Origin of the sequence: Streptomyces fradiae, from assembly GCF_041270065.1 — a bacterium.
Classification (GTDB): Bacteria; Actinomycetota; Actinomycetes; order Streptomycetales; family Streptomycetaceae; genus Streptomyces.
This window is the reverse complement of sequence record NZ_CP065958.1, coordinates 1,734,483-1,750,141: the sequence shown is the minus strand read 5'-3', so window position 1 is coordinate 1,750,141 and position 15,659 is coordinate 1,734,483. Positions and strand designations below refer to the sequence as shown.

The window sequence follows — 15,659 nt, the reverse complement described above, 5'->3', positions numbered from 1 at the left end:
GAGGGGGAGAGGTCAGGCGGTCCAGGCCGCCGTGACCGCCCGGCCTGCGCCCTCCAGGTCCACGGTGCGGCCCGTCTCCGCGAGGGCCGCACCGAGCGCCGCGAGCGAGGACCGCACCGCGCCGGGCGTCGCGTCCACCCCGTAGTGGTTGACCCGGATCATCTCCTTCGCCAGCGCCCCGCCGCCCGCGATCAGCGGCAGCGACGGGTCGGCGGCCAGCGCCTTCGCGACGAGCTCGGAGGCGTCCACCCCGGCCGGGGAGCGCAGCGTCGTCGCGACCGGCGCCGCGTCCTTCGCCTCGTGCACATACGGCTCCAGGCCGCCGCCGAGCGCCAGCGCACCCGCCCGGGTCGCCGCCGCGGCCGCCGCGTGGCGGGCCATCAGCGCGGCCGGGCCCTCGGTCTCGATCCGGTCCAGGCAGGCCTCCAGGGCCAGCATCTCCAGCTGCGCCGGGGCGTGCAGCAGCGCCTTGCGGCCGCCGTCGATCCAGCGCTCCTTCCAGTCCAGGTACCCCCCTAAAACACACGTGCGAGTGTGAGATAGGTCGGGTAGAGATGGACCCCATGATTACGACTGAGTACGACGGATGCGGAAAGTGCCTGGTGGGGGTACGTCGCCTCAGTCGGAAGACCGACGCGACGAACAGCCCTGAGCGTCAGTTGGACCACGTGCTGAGCGCCGTTGACGCCGTCGGAGGACACGTCATCGCGTGGGCCGACGACTGGGAAGTCTCGGGCGCTACAGACCCGCTGACCCGTGCTGGACTCGGGCCCTGGCTCCGGGGCGAAGCGGGGCCGTACTGCGGCATTGCGGGGGCGGCAGTCGACCGGATTGGCCGCAACCAGCGAGACGTACTGAACACCGCTTACATGATTCACGAGTCCGGCCGACTGCTGGTCACCTATGGACACGCCGGGCCCTGGAACCTTGACGACCCGAACGACGAGATGCGGTTGTCCATGGAGGCGTTCGGGGCTCAGATGGAGCTGCGGGCGATTCAGAAGCGCAACCGGGAAGAGACGCTGCGGGCCCGTGGCGCAGGGCAGCCACATCAGAAGAATTCCTACGGGTACCAGTTCGTTCGGCTCGTTCCCACGGGCAAGGTGGATCACGTGGCCATCGATCCCGTGGCGGCGCTGATCATCCGTGACGTGGCAGAACGGATCCTTGCCGACGAAACAGGAACCGTCACGTGTTCCACCGAGGCGGCCCGACTGACGCGCGCCGGAGTGCTGTCCCCGGCGGACCATCGGGCAGTCATGTACGGACGTAGCCCCAAGGGCTCCCCGTGGCGCGCCAAGACGCTGAAAGGCATTCTCACCAGCGAGGCGGCATTGGGTCTCCTCATGCACGGCGAGCGGCCCGTACTGGGCTCGGACGGGCACGCGGTGCGCATCGCGGACCCTCTCTGGGACCGTGCGACGCGTGACTCTCTGATAGCCAAGACAGCGCCGAAGCGGAACCACAACGTGTCCCGCGCGCCGAAGAGCGTCAACCTGCTCTCCGGGCTGGCATTCTGCGGCAACTGCGGGCAGCGTCTGTACGTCACCGGACGTACCGGTGGCCACATGGCCTATGCCTGCACAGGACGGGTTCGTGGCATACCGGCGTCGTCGAGCTGCAAGCCGGCTCCGACGAGTTCGATTCCCAAGGCGAACGCACACGTCGAGGGTTGGTTCCTCGCGGAGTACGGGTCTCAGCAAGTCATGCGCCGCGAGTACGACCCCGGTACGGGGTACGCGGCCCGCATCCTGGAGTTCGAAGCGGACCGGAAGCGACTCCGGGACGACCGCGCGGCGGGGCTGTACGACTCGGACGATGACGCCGAGTGGTTCCGGACCAGGTACGCCCAGATTGGCCGCGAGATAGATGAACTTCGCAAGCTTCCGGAACGTCCGGCCGGTATGCGCTCTGTGCCGACAGGGAAGACCGTCGAGGACTTGTGGAACGCTGCACCCGACGACGCTGCCCGGCGGGAGATCCTGACTGAGTTCGAAGTCCGGGCCACGGTGTTCCCCCGTGCTGCCAAGCACCGAATCAGGGTGGCAGGGCTCAACACGAAACAGCGCGCGGCGGAAACTAGGGCGGCAGTGGAGCACGTGGAGGAAGCCGCGTTGGCCGCGCTGGAAGATGTCCACGCTGACGACTGACCCCTACGCCTGACCCCGAACGCCCCGGCTGGACCCGATGTGGACCACCGGGGCGTTCCCGTGTCCACAAGCGCACGCCGGGAGCACTTCCATTCGGCATCAGGTGAAGAGAGACGCACATCACACGTCTTGAATGTCTGGAAGATGGCGATTCCCTGGAACCTGTCGGTCCCTATTACTAGTGAGAGGGTTTTTCGGTCGAGCGCTGGATGTGACGCAAGTCTCATGACTGTAATGCCCTGAGTGTTGCGATTTGCGGAACACCTTCCGTCCCTACTGTTCGCGGAACCCGGGCGCTGCGGGAATCCCTCCCGCCCTACGGAGGCGCGTAGCCACTCAGGTGAACGGCGCCCGCGCCCGACCGCTCGGTCAGAAGTGAGGCAGGTCACGAGTCCGGCTTGCCTGGTTTACGGGGATATGTGGGCAACCTCTGGTCTCCACGGATGCCGAGGGGGCAACCGATCGTCCGCCGACAGCGGACACCTGAAGGGGGATGGCGTGAACTCAGAACACCGCTCACTCGTGAGCCTGTTGAAGCGAGTGCAGACCAGGGCGGGCGCCCTGGCGGGCAAGGGCGACGACCAGGCAGCGGAAGTGCACCGGCTTGCGGGTCTGGCCCTACGGGTCGCTCAGGGCCCGGCCGTGCCTTCCGCTTGTGCGCGGGCCGGCTGCCCGAACACCGTGCTCTACGAGGGGCGTGGACGCCCGCGCCGGTTCTGCTCGGACGGTTGCCGTGGATGGCACACCCGCAGCGTCAAGCGTCAGCGCGGGGAAGGCGGAGAGTGACGAGTTACGTATTTTTTTGACGCGTAACAAAAAACCGAAAGAACTAAGAAAACTAAGGAAGAGACAGAGACCGTGACATGTCTTCCCGATACGTCCCGAGCCCTAGGGGGTGGCCACTCGTGGGGTACTACTCCCATCAGGAACAGCTAGACCGCTGTGAACGCTGCGGCGAGTACCTGACCGGCCGCCAAGAGCGCTACTGCTCTCCCGCCTGCCGACAGGCGGCCCACCGTGCCAGGAAGCCCCGGGAGCGCCCGCCCATGAAGCCGTGCCCGCTGTGCGGCGAGCTGTTCGAGGTGTGGCACCCGCGCAAGCGGTTCTGCGACTACAACGACGAAGCAGGTTACGACTGCATCAACATGCAGGAAGACCTTCTAGAAGCCGCTCAGTTCGCGCGAGAAGACCGCAAAGCCGCGCGGTGCGCCCACTGCGGCGAGAGCGCCGGATGGACCGGCAGGGGCCGTCCTAGACAGTTCTGCTCGGCCAAGTGCAAACAGGCCGACTATCGCAAGCGCAAGACCCGACAAGCCGCATAGCAACACCAGTTCTCCCCCTTGACGAGTCACGGGGGCTTTTTCATGCCCGAAACCAGAAGGAAGGAGCGCCACTCCGACTCGGCCCCGTGAGCCGGCGGGGTGGCAACTCACATCATGGCGAACATTGAGACCCTGGCCGCAAAGGTGGCCAAGCTGCGTGCTGCTGCCGAAAAGAGCACGTCCCCGCTTGCCGCTGCGGAAGCCGAGTTGGCCGCAGCGCAGGAAGCCGAGAACGCGCGCCAGGAAGAGCGCAGCAAGGCGTATGACGCCCGTGTGTACGACGAGCGGCACCAGGCCGCCGAGGATGCCCGCAAGAGCGCTGACGAGCCGCGAGAGCGTTTCGCCCGCCTGATGGCTGAACAGCCGTGGTTTCAGGCGTGGGCGGAGATGCGGGCCGCTCGCTACCGCGCGTGGGACGTCTCGGTTGAAGCGCAGAACGCTGCGGTGAATGCAGGCGAGGACTACAACGCTGTTCCCAACGTGACCGTTGGCGAAGCCGACTTGATCGGCGACCTTGCGAGTCTCGCAGACGAGTGGGCGCGGGAGATTGCCACGGCGGAAGCACAGGAGCGCCGTGCCGCACGGGACGCGTTCATTACCGGGACGGACTGATGTCGTGCGGTCTGTCAATGCGTGCGGACAGGGGGGTTGCAGCTAAGCGGGCTCGTCTGGTGGCAGTTCATCAGGTTCGTCTTCAATTAGCTCACCATCGGTTCCGTGACGATATCGCAGCGAATAGTCGAGGCGACTATGCACGGAATGTACCGAACCCGGAAGGAGCGCCTTTCTGATGGCTTCCTCTGCTGCCTTAGCGGCATTCACGTACGCATCCCTAATCCGGTTCTGGTACGCCTTTCGACCCTCTATCTGCACTTCGATCGTAACGGTCAGCACCCGGTCGCCCATCGCCAGACCTCCCGTCAGCCACTTCAAGCATCGCCCGGCCCGGAGACCCCTGCCACTGGAGGTGATCCCTCATTCCCCGTAGACCCCGTCCCCCGTGCTCGGTGCCCGGGTGCCCCGAACTGACTGCTCGTGGTGGCCGCTGTGCCGCTCACGAGCGTGAGGCGAACGCACTGCGAGAGACACCAGGGACGAGCGCGTACGGGCGACGGTGGCCGAACATCCGGCGCCGCTACCTCTACGCCCACCCGTGGTGCGTGCTGTGCAGTAAGCCGGCGACGGTGGCTGACCACTTCCCGGAGTCGCGCCGCTCGCTGGTGGCGCGTGGCGTGTCCGATCCGGATGCGTGGTCTCGGCTGCGTCCGCTGTGCACGTCGTGTCACAACCGCGAGACCGCGAAGCACCAGCCGGGCGGATGGGCTGCCGAGCGCGTCCGTCCTCGCCGCTGGTGACCCTGCCCCAGGCACCGACCCCCTGCCCCCTCCGGGAAAGCACGACAGGGAGGCAAAAAACTCGCGCCGGGGCAGGGGCCGTTTTTGGGAGGCCCGGAATTTGGCCACCGCAACAGAATCGAGAGCTCATGGCCGATAGATATCGACCCAAGCCCGCCATTCAGCGGGCGCGTGAGGGAAACCCGTCAAAGTCCAGGATCAAAGAGGGTGTTGTAGTACCCCGCGCGATCCTTGCAGAGCCGAACTGGGCTGAGGTGTTCAAGTCCTCGCCCGATCCTGCTGTCAATGACGCAAACGTTCGTTGCCGGGAAGTGGCAGCGGCCGAATGGCGGCGAGTGGTCCCCGTCTTGGAAGTCGCCGCAGGGATCGGCGAAGTAGACCACGCCACGGTGAAGGACCTCTGTGTCTGCGTGGCCCGTATCGACCAGGCCGAGCGGGACCTGTCGGAACGCGGGCTCATGGTCACGGCGGAGCGCGGCACCGTGAAGAACGGAGCGGCCACGATTGCCGCCCAGTACCGCACACAACTGGCCCGGTACATCCGGGAACTCGGGCTCTCCCCAAGCGCCCGCACGGCAATCACGGCACCAGATAGCGAGGATGAAGACTCGGAAATCTGGGACTGACCACCACAGCCAATCAGGAGCACAAAGAAATGACACTTACTCTCACCGAATCCGCCAAGTTCTCCATCACCCAGCTTCAGCGCGCAGTAATCGAGACCTTCGCGGAGAACTCCAGCGTTCTTGACCGCATCCCTTTCATGCCCATCGACGGGAACGCATACGCCTACAACGAGGAATCCGCACTTCCCGGAGTGGAGTTCCGTTCCGTGGGCAGCGGGTACAGCGAGTCCACGGGCGTTGTGAACCAGCTTTTCGAGACGCTGGTGATCCTCGGCGGTGACGCGGACGTGGACGCGTTCGTTGCCCGCACCAGGAACATTGCAGACGTGCGGGCACAGCAGACGCGGGCAAAGGTCAAGGCCGCCGCCCGCACGTTCGATGACACGTTCTTCAATGGCGACGTGACCAAGGACCCGAAGTCTTTCGATGGTCTGCGAAAGCGGCTCGCCGGCTCACAGGTTCTCGCTGCTGACATTCCGGTTGTCGGAAACGGCACGACTGACACTCATGCATTCTTCGACAAGCTGGAAGCGCTGGTGGACTCTGTGCCCGGTCTGGACGGCAGCAATGGAGCCATCTATACGAATTCTCTCGTGATCGGGAAGATTCGCGCGGCTGCCCGCAGGGTCGGCGGCGTCGAACAGATTCGGGAAGACCTGACCCGTAAGGAAATCACCCGATGGAACGGGATTCCCATTTTGGACGCCGGACAGGACCGCGCTGGTGCGGACATTCTTGCCCCGACAGTGAACGGGTCTGAGATGTACGCGGTGCGCTTCGGCAAGACCGAGGAAGACCGGGCGGTGACCGGACTCACCAATGGCGGAGTTCAGGCCGACGACCTTGGCCAGATGAAGTCAAAGCCCGCATACCGCACCCGTGTCGAGTTCTATTGCGGCATCGGCGTGTTCGGCGGCAAGGCTGCCGCCCGCATGACCGGAGTCAAGAACGGCTGACGCACACACAACATGAGCCCCGCACTCGCCATCCCTCTTGGGGTAGCGGGTGCGGGGCTTCCGTGCGTCCGGGCTCGGGCTTGACTGATCAGCGTTGCCGGGCTAGCGCGCGGGCATACGCTTGTCGTGAGGTGAGCGCTGATGTCCACAGGGTTGGCAGACAACATCCGGAAGTACCGGCGCACGGCCGGACTGAGCCAGGAAGGGTTGGCCGAAGCAGCCGGCCTTTCGCTGAGTACCGTTCGCAAGGTCGAACAGGGTGGGGACGTACGGGTTGAGACCCTGCACGCTCTTGCCCGCGCGTTGGGGGTCAGCACATCCGCGCTGTTCGCCACCGAGGCCCCGCGATCCGTGGTCGGCCCCCAGGACGACGCCAATCGGCGTCACCTCGTTGAGTTGCGGCGGGCGCTCATGCCGCCCATCGGGCTTGCCGCTCCTCTCACAGCGGACCCGGTGGAACCCGGGGGGCTGAACGCAACCCGTCAGAAGGTTCGGGACGCTCGGGCACTGTATGACCAGGACCGCTATTCGTCCGTCGCGAAGATGCTGCCCCCGCTGTTGCGTAGCTCTGAGGCGGCTGTGAACCTCCTGGAGGGTGAGGAGCAGCGACACGCGATGGCGGCTCGCTCCCAAGTCCTGCTGATGACAGGCCAGTTCCTCACGCAAGTGCGGCAGTACGACATGGCCTATTACGCGCTGGCGGAGGCGATCCGTCTTGGCAAGGAGAACGGGCAAACCCTTGCGGCGGCAACCGGCGTCGTCGGCATGTGCTGGTTGCTGCTGCGGCAAGACCGCTTTGACGAGTGCGAGCAACTTGCCACGCAGACGGCCGCCGAAATCGAACCGCGGCTTTCATCGGCGTCCACGGATCATCTGGCCGTGTGGGGTGAGCTGTGGCTCAGGGTGGCTGCGTCCAGCGTGCGCAACAACCGCCCGGACGTCGCCGCTGAGGCCCGACGGATGGCAGCGACGGCAGCAAGCGCCATGGGGCGTGAGGACAACGGGTTCCCCGACCACTGGGGCGGGTTCGGTCCGGCAACGGCCGAGATGAAGGCGATCGAAGACCTGTCGCTGATGGGTGACGCGCGCGGGGTGTTGCGGCGCGCTGATGAGGGACCAGTGAGCGCTCGCGGTTTGCGCAATCTTGGCGAAGTCACGTCGAACAACTGGAACCGTCACCGCTTGGACGTGGCCAAGGCGTACGCCTCATCCGGTGAACACCAGGATGCCATGGGTGAGTTGATGCAGATCAAGCAACGCGCAGAGGGATGGATCACTCATCAGCCCATGGCCCGTTACGTCATGGCCGACATCCTCAAGACGCGTAAGCGCACGCTGACCGAAGAGATGCGGAGCATGGCAGCACACCTCGGGGTCGCCGGCTGAGCTACTGCGGAACGCGGTACTTCGGGGCACTGGTCTGCCGAACTACCCCTTGCCGCACATGGATTGGGCCCCTCGCCGCTCGTACCGTCCCCATATCAACCGAGCGGACCGAGGGGGCCGACGTGACACGCAGAACCGAGGGTGACAGGGGGCGACGGCGCGACCTCGCCGACGCGTCGGCGGGCTTACCGCCCCGGTTGCTCCCATGGGCCAGGGACGGCAAGTCGTGCTTTCTGAGCACGGACGGCGGACCGAACAGCGTCCTGTCCCGTCTCGCTGACGAGATGGAAGCCGTTCAGCTCGGGATGGGTGCAGCCCTCCTGGAAGCGGCGGACGCGATCCTGACTGACCCCAAGTCGCCTCACTCCGAGCTGAGGTTCACGGGGCTGCGCCTGTCCGAGTGCCTGAGAGACGCGCTCAGGGTCGCGGAGAGCCGAGGAGCCCGCATCCCGGAACCGGACGATGAGGAGAGCGCGGACGGCCCCACGCTGCCCGCTGAGGCGTTCGGATGATCACCAGGCATGACGTCGGGCTGAGGGTGCAGGACAGCGCGGGACGGGTCGGCATCCTGCGCTATGTGGACCCCGAATGGGAGGACCCGGCGAAGCTCCCCAGTGAGCGCCGGAAAACCCCCATGGCGTTCGTATGGCCCGAGGGTGGGGGCCGTGAGTGGCTGGTCCCGCCCGACGCTGTGACACGCGTCTGAGACTCCCGGCCCCCGGTGAGGCCCTGTCATCAGTGGTCCCGTCCGGCCGGGGGCCGGGCATGGTTCCCCGTCCCTTCGGTATTGCCGCCGATGCAGTACGCACGGGGCGGGGCGTACGACGGCGCGGGGACCGATTCCCCGCCAGTCCTCCGAGAGGAGTCGTTCCATGTCCGCTGCCATGCCTGAGTTCGAGTTCGTCAAGACGGCCGCGTGCCGTGACCCGAAGGTGAACAACTGCCCCGAGGTCGCGACCAACGTTCCCGGCATCGTCGCGTTGCGCGACAGCAAGCGGCCGGACACCATCGTCACCATGACCGCCGCCGATTGGGTCACGCTCACCGACGCCGTGAAGGCCGGAGAGTACGACCTGAGCGCCTGAGAGAGGTCCCGTGCCAAAGTGCCCCCGCTGTGACGCCGAGTGCCCCACCGACCCCGAGAACGGGTTGCCGTGGTGTGCCCGTTGCGGGGCGTTCTTCGGGCTCTCGCTGCCTGTCTGCCGGGGGCTGTGGTCGTGGCGGAGCGCTGCCACCCGTCAGCCGGCCCGGCCCCGCAAGCACTGAGCGGGACTGCTCCACAACCGCCCCGTCCGTGTGCCCCGTGGCGCATGGGCGGGGTTCATCTGTGCTGGGGCGCATCCCTTGGCTAAGGTGTGTGCTTAGAGCGGGTACCTGTCGAGGAGCGAGAGGTACGAGCGGCGCGGCGCCGCCGGGTTGGCCGCGAAACGCTCCCAGGCCCGCTCGCTCACCGACACCGCCGACACCCCGGCCGGGCCGCCCATCGCCTTCTGTGCGCCGATGATGCACATGTCGACGCCCCAGGCGTCCGGCAGCACCGGCTCCGCGCCGATCGAGGCCACCGCGTCCAGGTAGAACAGCGCGCCGTGCGCCCGCACGACCTCGCCGATCTCCGCGACCGGGTTGGTGTTCCCGGTCGCCGCCTCCGCGTGCACCAGCGACACGAACTCGATCTCCGGGTGCTCCGCGAACGCCCGCGCCACCTGCTCGGCGGTCACCGCCGCGTGGAACGGCACCTCCAGGTCGACCACGGTCGTCCCGCAGTCGCGCAGCCAGTTGCCGAAGGTCTGCCCGTACGGGCCGGTGACGATGTTCAGCGCCGTCGAACCCGCCCGCGCGCCGCTGCGGATGCAGCCCTCCAGCGGCAGCAGCGCCTCGCCCTGGGTGATCACCACGTCCTGCTCGGTGGAGAGCAGCGCGGCGACCCGCCGCTCGATCGACGCGAAGTGGGCGGCGGTCAGCGGAGCCAGGTCGAGGAGCGGGTGCGTCACGGTCACGGTGGTGCCTTCTTCGGTTCGGATCGTGTTCGGATACGTGTGTTCGGATACGTGTGGGGGACACGTAGATCGGGATGCGTACGGGCAGGTCCTGGGTCAGGGTACCCAGGGACCCCGCCCCGGGAGGCTCGTAGAGTGCGGGTATGAGCGATGACGTGGTGCTGCATGTGAAGGGGCGGGTGCTCGTCGGCCCGGAGGACGTACGCGACGAACTGTGGTGCGTCGACGGGAAGGTCACCTTCGAGCGGCCCGCCGGGCGGACGGAGACCCTGACCGTCGAGGGCTGGGCGCTGCCCGGCCTGGTCGACGCCCACTGCCACGTCGGGCTCGACAAGCACGGTCCGGTCGACGAGGCCACCGCCGAGAAGCAGGCGCTCACCGACCGGGACGCCGGCACGCTGCTCATCCGCGACGCGGGCTCGCCGTCCGACACCCGCTGGATCGACGACCGCGAGGACCTGCCGAAGATCATCAGGGCCGGCCGGCACATCGCCCGCACCCGCCGCTACATCCGCAACTACGCCCACGAGATCGAGCCCGACGAGCTCGTCGCGTACGTCGGGCGGGAGGCCCGGCGCGGCGACGGCTGGGTCAAGCTGGTCGGCGACTGGATCGACCGCGACCTCGGCGACCTCTCCCCGTCCTGGCCGCGCGCCGAGGTCGAGGCCGCCATCGCCGAGGCGCACCGGCTCGGCGCCCGGGTCACCGCACACTGCTTCGCCGAGGACTCGCTGCGCGACCTGGTCGAGGCGGGCATCGACTGCGTCGAGCACGCCACCGGCCTCACCGAGGACACCATCCCGCTCTTCGCCGAGCGCGGCGTCGCCATCGTCCCCACCCTGGTCAACATCGCGACCTTCCCGCATCTCGCGGACGGCGGCGAGGCGAAGTTCCCGCGCTGGTCGGCGCACATGCGGCGGCTGTACGAGCGCCGGTACGACACGGTGCGCGCCGCCTGGGACGCGGGCATCCCGGTCTTCGTCGGCACCGACGCGGGCGGCTCGCTCCCGCACGGCCTGGTCGCCGCCGAGGTCGAGGAGCTGACCCGGGCCGGCATCCCCGCCCTGGACGCGCTGTCCGCGACCGCCTGGCGGGCCCGCGACTGGCTGGGCCGCCCCGGCCTGACCGAGGGCGCCCCGGCCGACCTCGTCGTCTACGGCGAGGACCCGCGCGCGGACGTCCGGGTCCTCGCGGCCCCGCGGCGGGTGATCGTCGACGGCCGGGTGATCGGCTGAGGCCCGGCACCGGGACGGGGACCGGGGCCGGTCAGCCCTTGGTGTAGAAGGCGAGCCGCGCCCGCTTCTCCGGGATGAACACCTCCGGCAGGTCCACCTCGGGCAGCACGACCTCCGGGCCCAGCTCGAAACCGGCCCGCACCAGCCGGGCGACCGCCTTCTCGTTGGCGGCGTCCGGCTCGCCCACGATCCGGCTGCGGCCGGTGAGCGCGAAGTCGAGCAGGGCGACGAGCAGCGCATCGGTGAAGCCCCGCTCGGGCGCGGCGGCCGAGGGGGCGAGGAAGAGATGCACGCCGATGTCGCCCGGCCGGACCTCGTAGCACTCGGAGACCCGGTCGGCCTCGGGGTCGTACGTCTGGAAGATCCCGACCGGCACGTCGTCGCGGCGCACCAGGAAGCCGTGGTGGGTGGTGAGCGAGTCGAGGTGCGCGTAGATCTCCCGGACCTGCTCGACGGTGGTGCCGTTCATGCCCCAGAAGCGGGCCCGCTCCTCGTTCACCCAGGCGTGGATCAGCGGGGCGTCGGCGTCGGGGTCGATCCGGTCGACGCGGACGGTGCCGAAGCCCTCGACGTCCCGTGTGTACTCAGTCCTGCTCATCGTCTGTGTCTTCCTTCACGAGGTGGGTCCAGTCGGTGGTGACGGGGGCGAGTTCGCCGCGTAGCCACAGGGGGAGCTGGTCGCGGTGGTGCGGGTCGCCGGGCACGCCGGAGGCGCCGAACGGCACGATCCACCGGCTGCGTTCGCGGTCCGCCAGGTCCCAGACGTAGCGGGCGGCGGAGGCCCGGGCGCTGCGGTCGGTGTACCCGGGCACGCTGGAGGTGGAGAGCACGCAGTCGTGGTCGCCGGCGAGGCCCGGCCAGGACGCGTCGTCCTCGTCCGGCAGCGCCTGCCAGGGCGCCAGCCGGTGCGTCACGCCCCACGCGGGCGGCGGGTCCCCGGCGCCGACCTCCTCCAGGGCCTCGCGCACGATGCGTTTCAGGTCGGCGTCCGGCACCGGCCCGGCGCCGGTCAGGAGGGTCTCCAGGGCGAGCCCGACCCGCGGGCCGAGCGCCAGCCAGGGTTGGAACAGTTCGGGGTACGGGGCGGGTTCGCGCAGCTCCGCGAAGGCGTCGTGGGCCGTGACGCGCCGCACGACCGCGCCGCGCACCGCCGCGTAGAGGCCGGCGTCCGTGCTTTCGGCTTCCATCCGCCGGTCCCAGCCGAGCAGCGTCGCCCGCACCCGGCGGGCGGCGGAGGAGAGCGCCGCCTCGTCGGTGGCGCCGATCCGCTCCAGGAGCCGCCGCGCGGACGGGTTGTCGGTGTCGGCGTGCACGGCGGCGGTCGCGGCCGGGGTCCACGTGTCGGAGGCCGCCAGCAGCGCGCCTATCCGCTCGGCGCGGTGCGGCGGCGCGAACTCGACGCCCAGCGGCGCGGCCAGCCCGCGCGCGTTGGCCATCACGGCGTACCCCTCGGCACCGACCTCGGCGCGCGGCAGCGGCGCGGGCGCCTCCGCCCAGCCATGCCGCGCCTCCCACGCGGGCACCACCCGCAGCGCGTTCGCCCGTTCCCGCACCGGGACATGCCCGGCGACCCGGTGCAGCAGCCCCCCGTCCACATCGGCGGCCTGCACGACATTGACCGGCTCCACCCACCCCCCGAGCGCCCGATCCACCTCCCCGACACTCCGCGCCCGCAACAGCGCCGGCAGCGCGGCAAACCCCAACTCCCCGGTGACCCGGGGCGGGTGTCGCAGACTGATGGCCTCCCACTCGACAGGGCCGACGCCGTCCGGCTCGGCGTCGCCGTCCACCGGGGCCGTGCCGGCCCGGCCGGCCTGGGCCCCGACCTCGGTGGCCCCGCCCGCCTGCTTCCCGCGCCTGGCGCCGAAGGCGCCGGCCGTGTGCTCGGCCTGGGTGCCGTCCGGCTCGGCGCCGTCCGCTCGGGCCAGGCCCGCCTCGCGGCGCGCACCCCCGCCCGCGCCCTGGTGGGCCCCGGCCCCGTCAGCCGCCCCCGCCCCGCGCCTGGCGCCGAAGGCGCTTCCCGTGGCGTCCGTCCCGGTACCGTCCGGCTCGGCGGCACCGCTGGCGCCGTCCTCCGCCCGGGTTCGTGCGGCTTCGCGGGGCGCATCGTGGCCCTCGGCGCCGAAGGCGCCTGCCGGGCCATCCGGCTCGGTGGCTTCGCCCGCGCCGTCGCCCGTGCCCGCCTTGCGGCGCGCACCCCCGCCCGCGGCCTCGGCCCCGTCGGCCGCGCCCGCCCCGCCCCCGGCGCCGAAGGCGCCCTGCGCGCCACCCGCGCCGATGATCACCGGCCCGCGGGCCGTCTCCACGACCTCGACGTGGACCGGGGCGTCGGCGCCCCGTACCCGTACCGTCTCGGTGTGCGCGGTGGCCGGTTCCCAGCCGGTCGGGCCGAGGGCCTCGATGCGGCCGTCGGGGAGGCGGCGGAGACGTTCGCGGTAGAGGTCCTGGTAGTCGGCCATGGCGTTGGTGATGGCCCAGGCGACGCGGCCGGCGTGGCCGAAGTGGGGGAGGCCGGGGACGCCGGGGACGGCGAGGCCGAGGACGTCGTAGTCGGGGCAGGAGAGGCGGATCTGCTGGTAGACGCCGGGCGCCTCGATGAAGCGGTGCGGGTCGCCGGCGACGAGCGGGGCGCCGCTCGCCGTCCGCGCGCCGGAGAGCAGCCAGCCGTTGGAGCCGGCCGTGCCCGGGCCGTCGGCGGCGAAGAGCTCGGTCCACTCCTCGCCGAGCCGGGCCGCGACCCGGTCGCGCCACAGCTTGGTGGGGAAGCCGGCGAAGAGGATGTGGGTGGAGAGCCAGACGGCCAGCGGCGTCCAGGGCTCCCAGCGCCCCGGCCGCAGCCCGGTCGCCGCGAACTCGGGGGCTCGCCGGGCGCCCTCCGCGAGGCCCTCGTTGACCCCGTCCACGTACGCCCGCACCCAGGCCGCGGTCTCCGCGTCCAGCCGGTCGTGGCAGCGGCGCGCGGTGTCGGCGAGCCGGGCCTGCCGTACGAAGACGTCCCAGCCGGTCTCCGCCGCGCCCAGGAACGCCGCGCTGGAGCCCTGTGCCCGGTGCCGCTCGACCTCCAGCTGCCAGGCCCGGTCCCGGGCGGTCACCAGGCCCTGGGCGCGGGCCAGTTCCCGGGGGTCGGCGGCCCGCAGATGCGGCACGCCCCAGGCGTCCCGGAAGACCTCGATGCTCACGCGTGCGACCCCGATCAGATCAACGACTCTTGGGTTAGTTCTTAGGTTAGGCTGGCCTAAATTAACCTACGAAGCCCCCCGGGGTCGATCGCGGGGGTGGGTGCGGCGACAGGTTGACGAACCGTTACGCCAGCCCGGCGCACATCGTTCTCACCTTTCCCGAACGCCCCCGAGCGCGCCCCCGCGCGCTCGCACACCCCGCAACGGACGGGACTGTCGAGAACGCCTGTGCCGAAAGATTCGAATATGGGCACGGAAACCACCCTTTGGAGTGAACTCACGCCAGGTGTCTGTCAGTTCACCCACAGTGCGTAAAGATTCCGGTGTCTCGAGTCGCCGGCGCCGCAGTGACCCACAGTCCCCGTGGCGAGCGGCCTGGCGACGCCATGTCTCCCGTGGGGGTTCCACCGTCTTGAACAGCAACACCTTCCGCCTGCCCGCACGCCGCACCGCCGCCGCGACCGCCGTCGCCGCCCTCGCCGTCGGACCCCTGGTTCTCGCGGCCCCCGCCGCCCACGCCACCGGCGGCAACGGCGGAAACGGCGCGCACGGCGGCGAAGGCCACGCCACCGCCGTCGTCCTGCGCACGAGCCTCGACGTCAACCTGCTCAACAAGGCGGTGAGCGTCCCCGTGCGCGCCTCCCTCAACGAGGTCGAGGCCCCGGCCAGCGCCGAGAAGACCGCGCTCAGCGTCAAGGTGGAGGGCGCGGAGAACGGCAAGCCGGTCAGCGTGCTCAAGGCGGACGTCGCCACCTCCGAGGCGACCGTCGAAGGAAAGACCGCCAGGGGCTACGTCAACCTCGCCAAGGCCCGGCTGCACGTCCCCGGCCTGCCGCTGCTCTCCCTGGTCGAGGTCGAGAAGGTCACCTCCAAGGCCGTCTGCGAGGCCGGCAAGCGCCCGGTCGCCGAGTCCAACCTGCTCGGCCACGTCACCGTGCTCGGCAAGAAGACCACCCTGTCCACCGGCGGCCAGACCAAGGTCACGGTGCCGGGCGTCGGCGAGGTCGTCCTCGACCTCTCCCGTACCTCCACCACCTCGAACACCGCCGCCGCCACCGCCCTCGAACTGTCGGTGGAGGTCAACCCGCTCAACCTCAACGTCGCCGAGGTCAAGGGCAAGGTCACCCTCGCCGAGGCCACCTGCGCCACCCCGCACGGCGACGAGCCGACGAAGGAGCCGACGCGGCAGCCGAGCGAGCAGCCCTCGCAGCAGCCCACGGACCAGCCCTCCACCGAGCCCAGCCGCGACACCGGCGTGACCACCCAGAACGGCGGCAGCACCCCGACCCAGAACCTCGCCGAGACCGGCGGCAGCTCCATGACCCCGTACCTCGCGGGCGGCGCGGTCGTGCTGCTCGGCGTGGGCGGCGGCGCCCTGGTCCTGGCCCGCGGCCGCGCCCGCGCGCGCGGCTGACCGGCCCGAGGGGGAACGACCAGGGGGCGACGGAAGGGG

The 15,659-nt window shown here is 69.8% G+C and carries 12 protein-coding genes and 2 pseudogenes; 10 read left to right on the top strand and 4 right to left on the bottom strand.

What is annotated here, in order from left to right; translation table 11 throughout:
- Window positions 1–12: 12 nt before the first annotated feature.
- Window positions 13–507 (bottom strand): annotated as a pseudogene (locus JAO84_RS07835) (alanine--glyoxylate aminotransferase family protein); the annotation flags it as partial.
- A 56-nt stretch (window positions 508–563) separates the two neighbouring features.
- Between JAO84_RS07835 and JAO84_RS07830 the strand changes: the two are divergent.
- The 8 genes from JAO84_RS07830 (at window position 564) to JAO84_RS07795 (ending at window position 8,880) form a co-directional block, all read left to right on the top strand.
- Entirely contained in the window at window positions 564–2,150 is a 1,587-nt protein-coding gene (locus tag JAO84_RS07830; RefSeq protein ID WP_370411630.1) for a recombinase family protein, read from the top strand.
- Window positions 2,151–3,055: 905 nt separating this feature from the next.
- Window positions 3,056–3,472, top strand: a complete 417-nt coding sequence (locus JAO84_RS07825; RefSeq protein WP_370411628.1) for a hypothetical protein — start codon at window positions 3,056–3,058, stop codon at window positions 3,470–3,472.
- Between the two features lie 114 nt (window positions 3,473–3,586).
- Window positions 3,587–4,084 (top strand): hypothetical protein, encoded by a 498-nt coding sequence (locus tag JAO84_RS07820; RefSeq protein WP_370411626.1) that lies wholly within the window; start codon window positions 3,587–3,589, stop codon window positions 4,082–4,084.
- Window positions 4,085–4,955: 871 nt separating this feature from the next.
- The gene (locus tag JAO84_RS07815; RefSeq protein ID WP_370411624.1) at window positions 4,956–5,453 is read left to right on the top strand and encodes a phage terminase small subunit P27 family; all 498 of its coding nucleotides are present in this window, start codon (window positions 4,956–4,958) and stop codon (window positions 5,451–5,453) included.
- 29 nt (window positions 5,454–5,482) lie between these two features.
- Entirely contained in the window at window positions 5,483–6,409 is a 927-nt protein-coding gene (locus tag JAO84_RS07810) for a major capsid protein (protein ID WP_370411622.1), read from the top strand.
- A 141-nt stretch (window positions 6,410–6,550) separates the two neighbouring features.
- Window positions 6,551–7,795 carry a helix-turn-helix domain-containing protein gene (locus tag JAO84_RS07805; RefSeq protein WP_370411620.1) on the top strand — a complete coding sequence of 415 codons (1,245 nt, stop codon included), beginning with the start codon at window positions 6,551–6,553 and terminating at the stop codon, window positions 7,793–7,795.
- 122 nt (window positions 7,796–7,917) lie between these two features.
- The gene (locus tag JAO84_RS07800; RefSeq protein WP_370411618.1) at window positions 7,918–8,307 is read left to right on the top strand and encodes a hypothetical protein; all 390 of its coding nucleotides are present in this window, start codon (window positions 7,918–7,920) and stop codon (window positions 8,305–8,307) included.
- Between the two features lie 360 nt (window positions 8,308–8,667).
- On the top strand, window positions 8,668–8,880 hold the full coding sequence (locus tag JAO84_RS07795) for a DUF397 domain-containing protein (protein ID WP_370411616.1): 213 nt from the start codon (window positions 8,668–8,670) through the stop codon (window positions 8,878–8,880).
- A 291-nt stretch (window positions 8,881–9,171) separates the two neighbouring features.
- Here the strand turns inward: JAO84_RS07795 and JAO84_RS07790 are convergent.
- Window positions 9,172–9,786: pseudogene (locus tag JAO84_RS07790) on the bottom strand (aminotransferase class V-fold PLP-dependent enzyme); the annotation flags it as partial.
- Between the two features lie 149 nt (window positions 9,787–9,935).
- On the opposite strand from JAO84_RS07790, the gene JAO84_RS07785 reads away from it, so the two are divergent.
- Window positions 9,936–11,027 carry an amidohydrolase family protein gene (locus tag JAO84_RS07785; RefSeq protein ID WP_370411614.1) on the top strand — a complete coding sequence of 364 codons (1,092 nt, stop codon included), beginning with the start codon at window positions 9,936–9,938 and terminating at the stop codon, window positions 11,025–11,027.
- Between the two features lie 31 nt (window positions 11,028–11,058).
- Here the strand turns inward: JAO84_RS07785 and JAO84_RS07780 are convergent, their stop codons facing one another.
- The gene (locus JAO84_RS07780; protein ID WP_370411612.1) at window positions 11,059–11,625 is read right to left on the bottom strand and encodes a GNAT family N-acetyltransferase; all 567 of its coding nucleotides are present in this window, start codon (window positions 11,623–11,625) and stop codon (window positions 11,059–11,061) included.
- Window positions 11,612–14,206, bottom strand: a complete 2,595-nt coding sequence (locus JAO84_RS07775; protein ID WP_370411609.1) for a penicillin acylase family protein — start codon at window positions 14,204–14,206, stop codon at window positions 11,612–11,614. The genes JAO84_RS07780 and JAO84_RS07775 overlap by 14 nt, the downstream gene beginning before the upstream one ends.
- Window positions 14,207–14,618: 412 nt before the next feature.
- Here JAO84_RS07775 and JAO84_RS07770 point away from each other — a divergent pair, with 412 nt between their 5' ends.
- The gene (locus JAO84_RS07770; protein WP_370411607.1) at window positions 14,619–15,620 is read left to right on the top strand and encodes an SCO1860 family LAETG-anchored protein; all 1,002 of its coding nucleotides are present in this window, start codon (window positions 14,619–14,621) and stop codon (window positions 15,618–15,620) included.
- Window positions 15,621–15,659 lie beyond the last annotated feature (39 nt).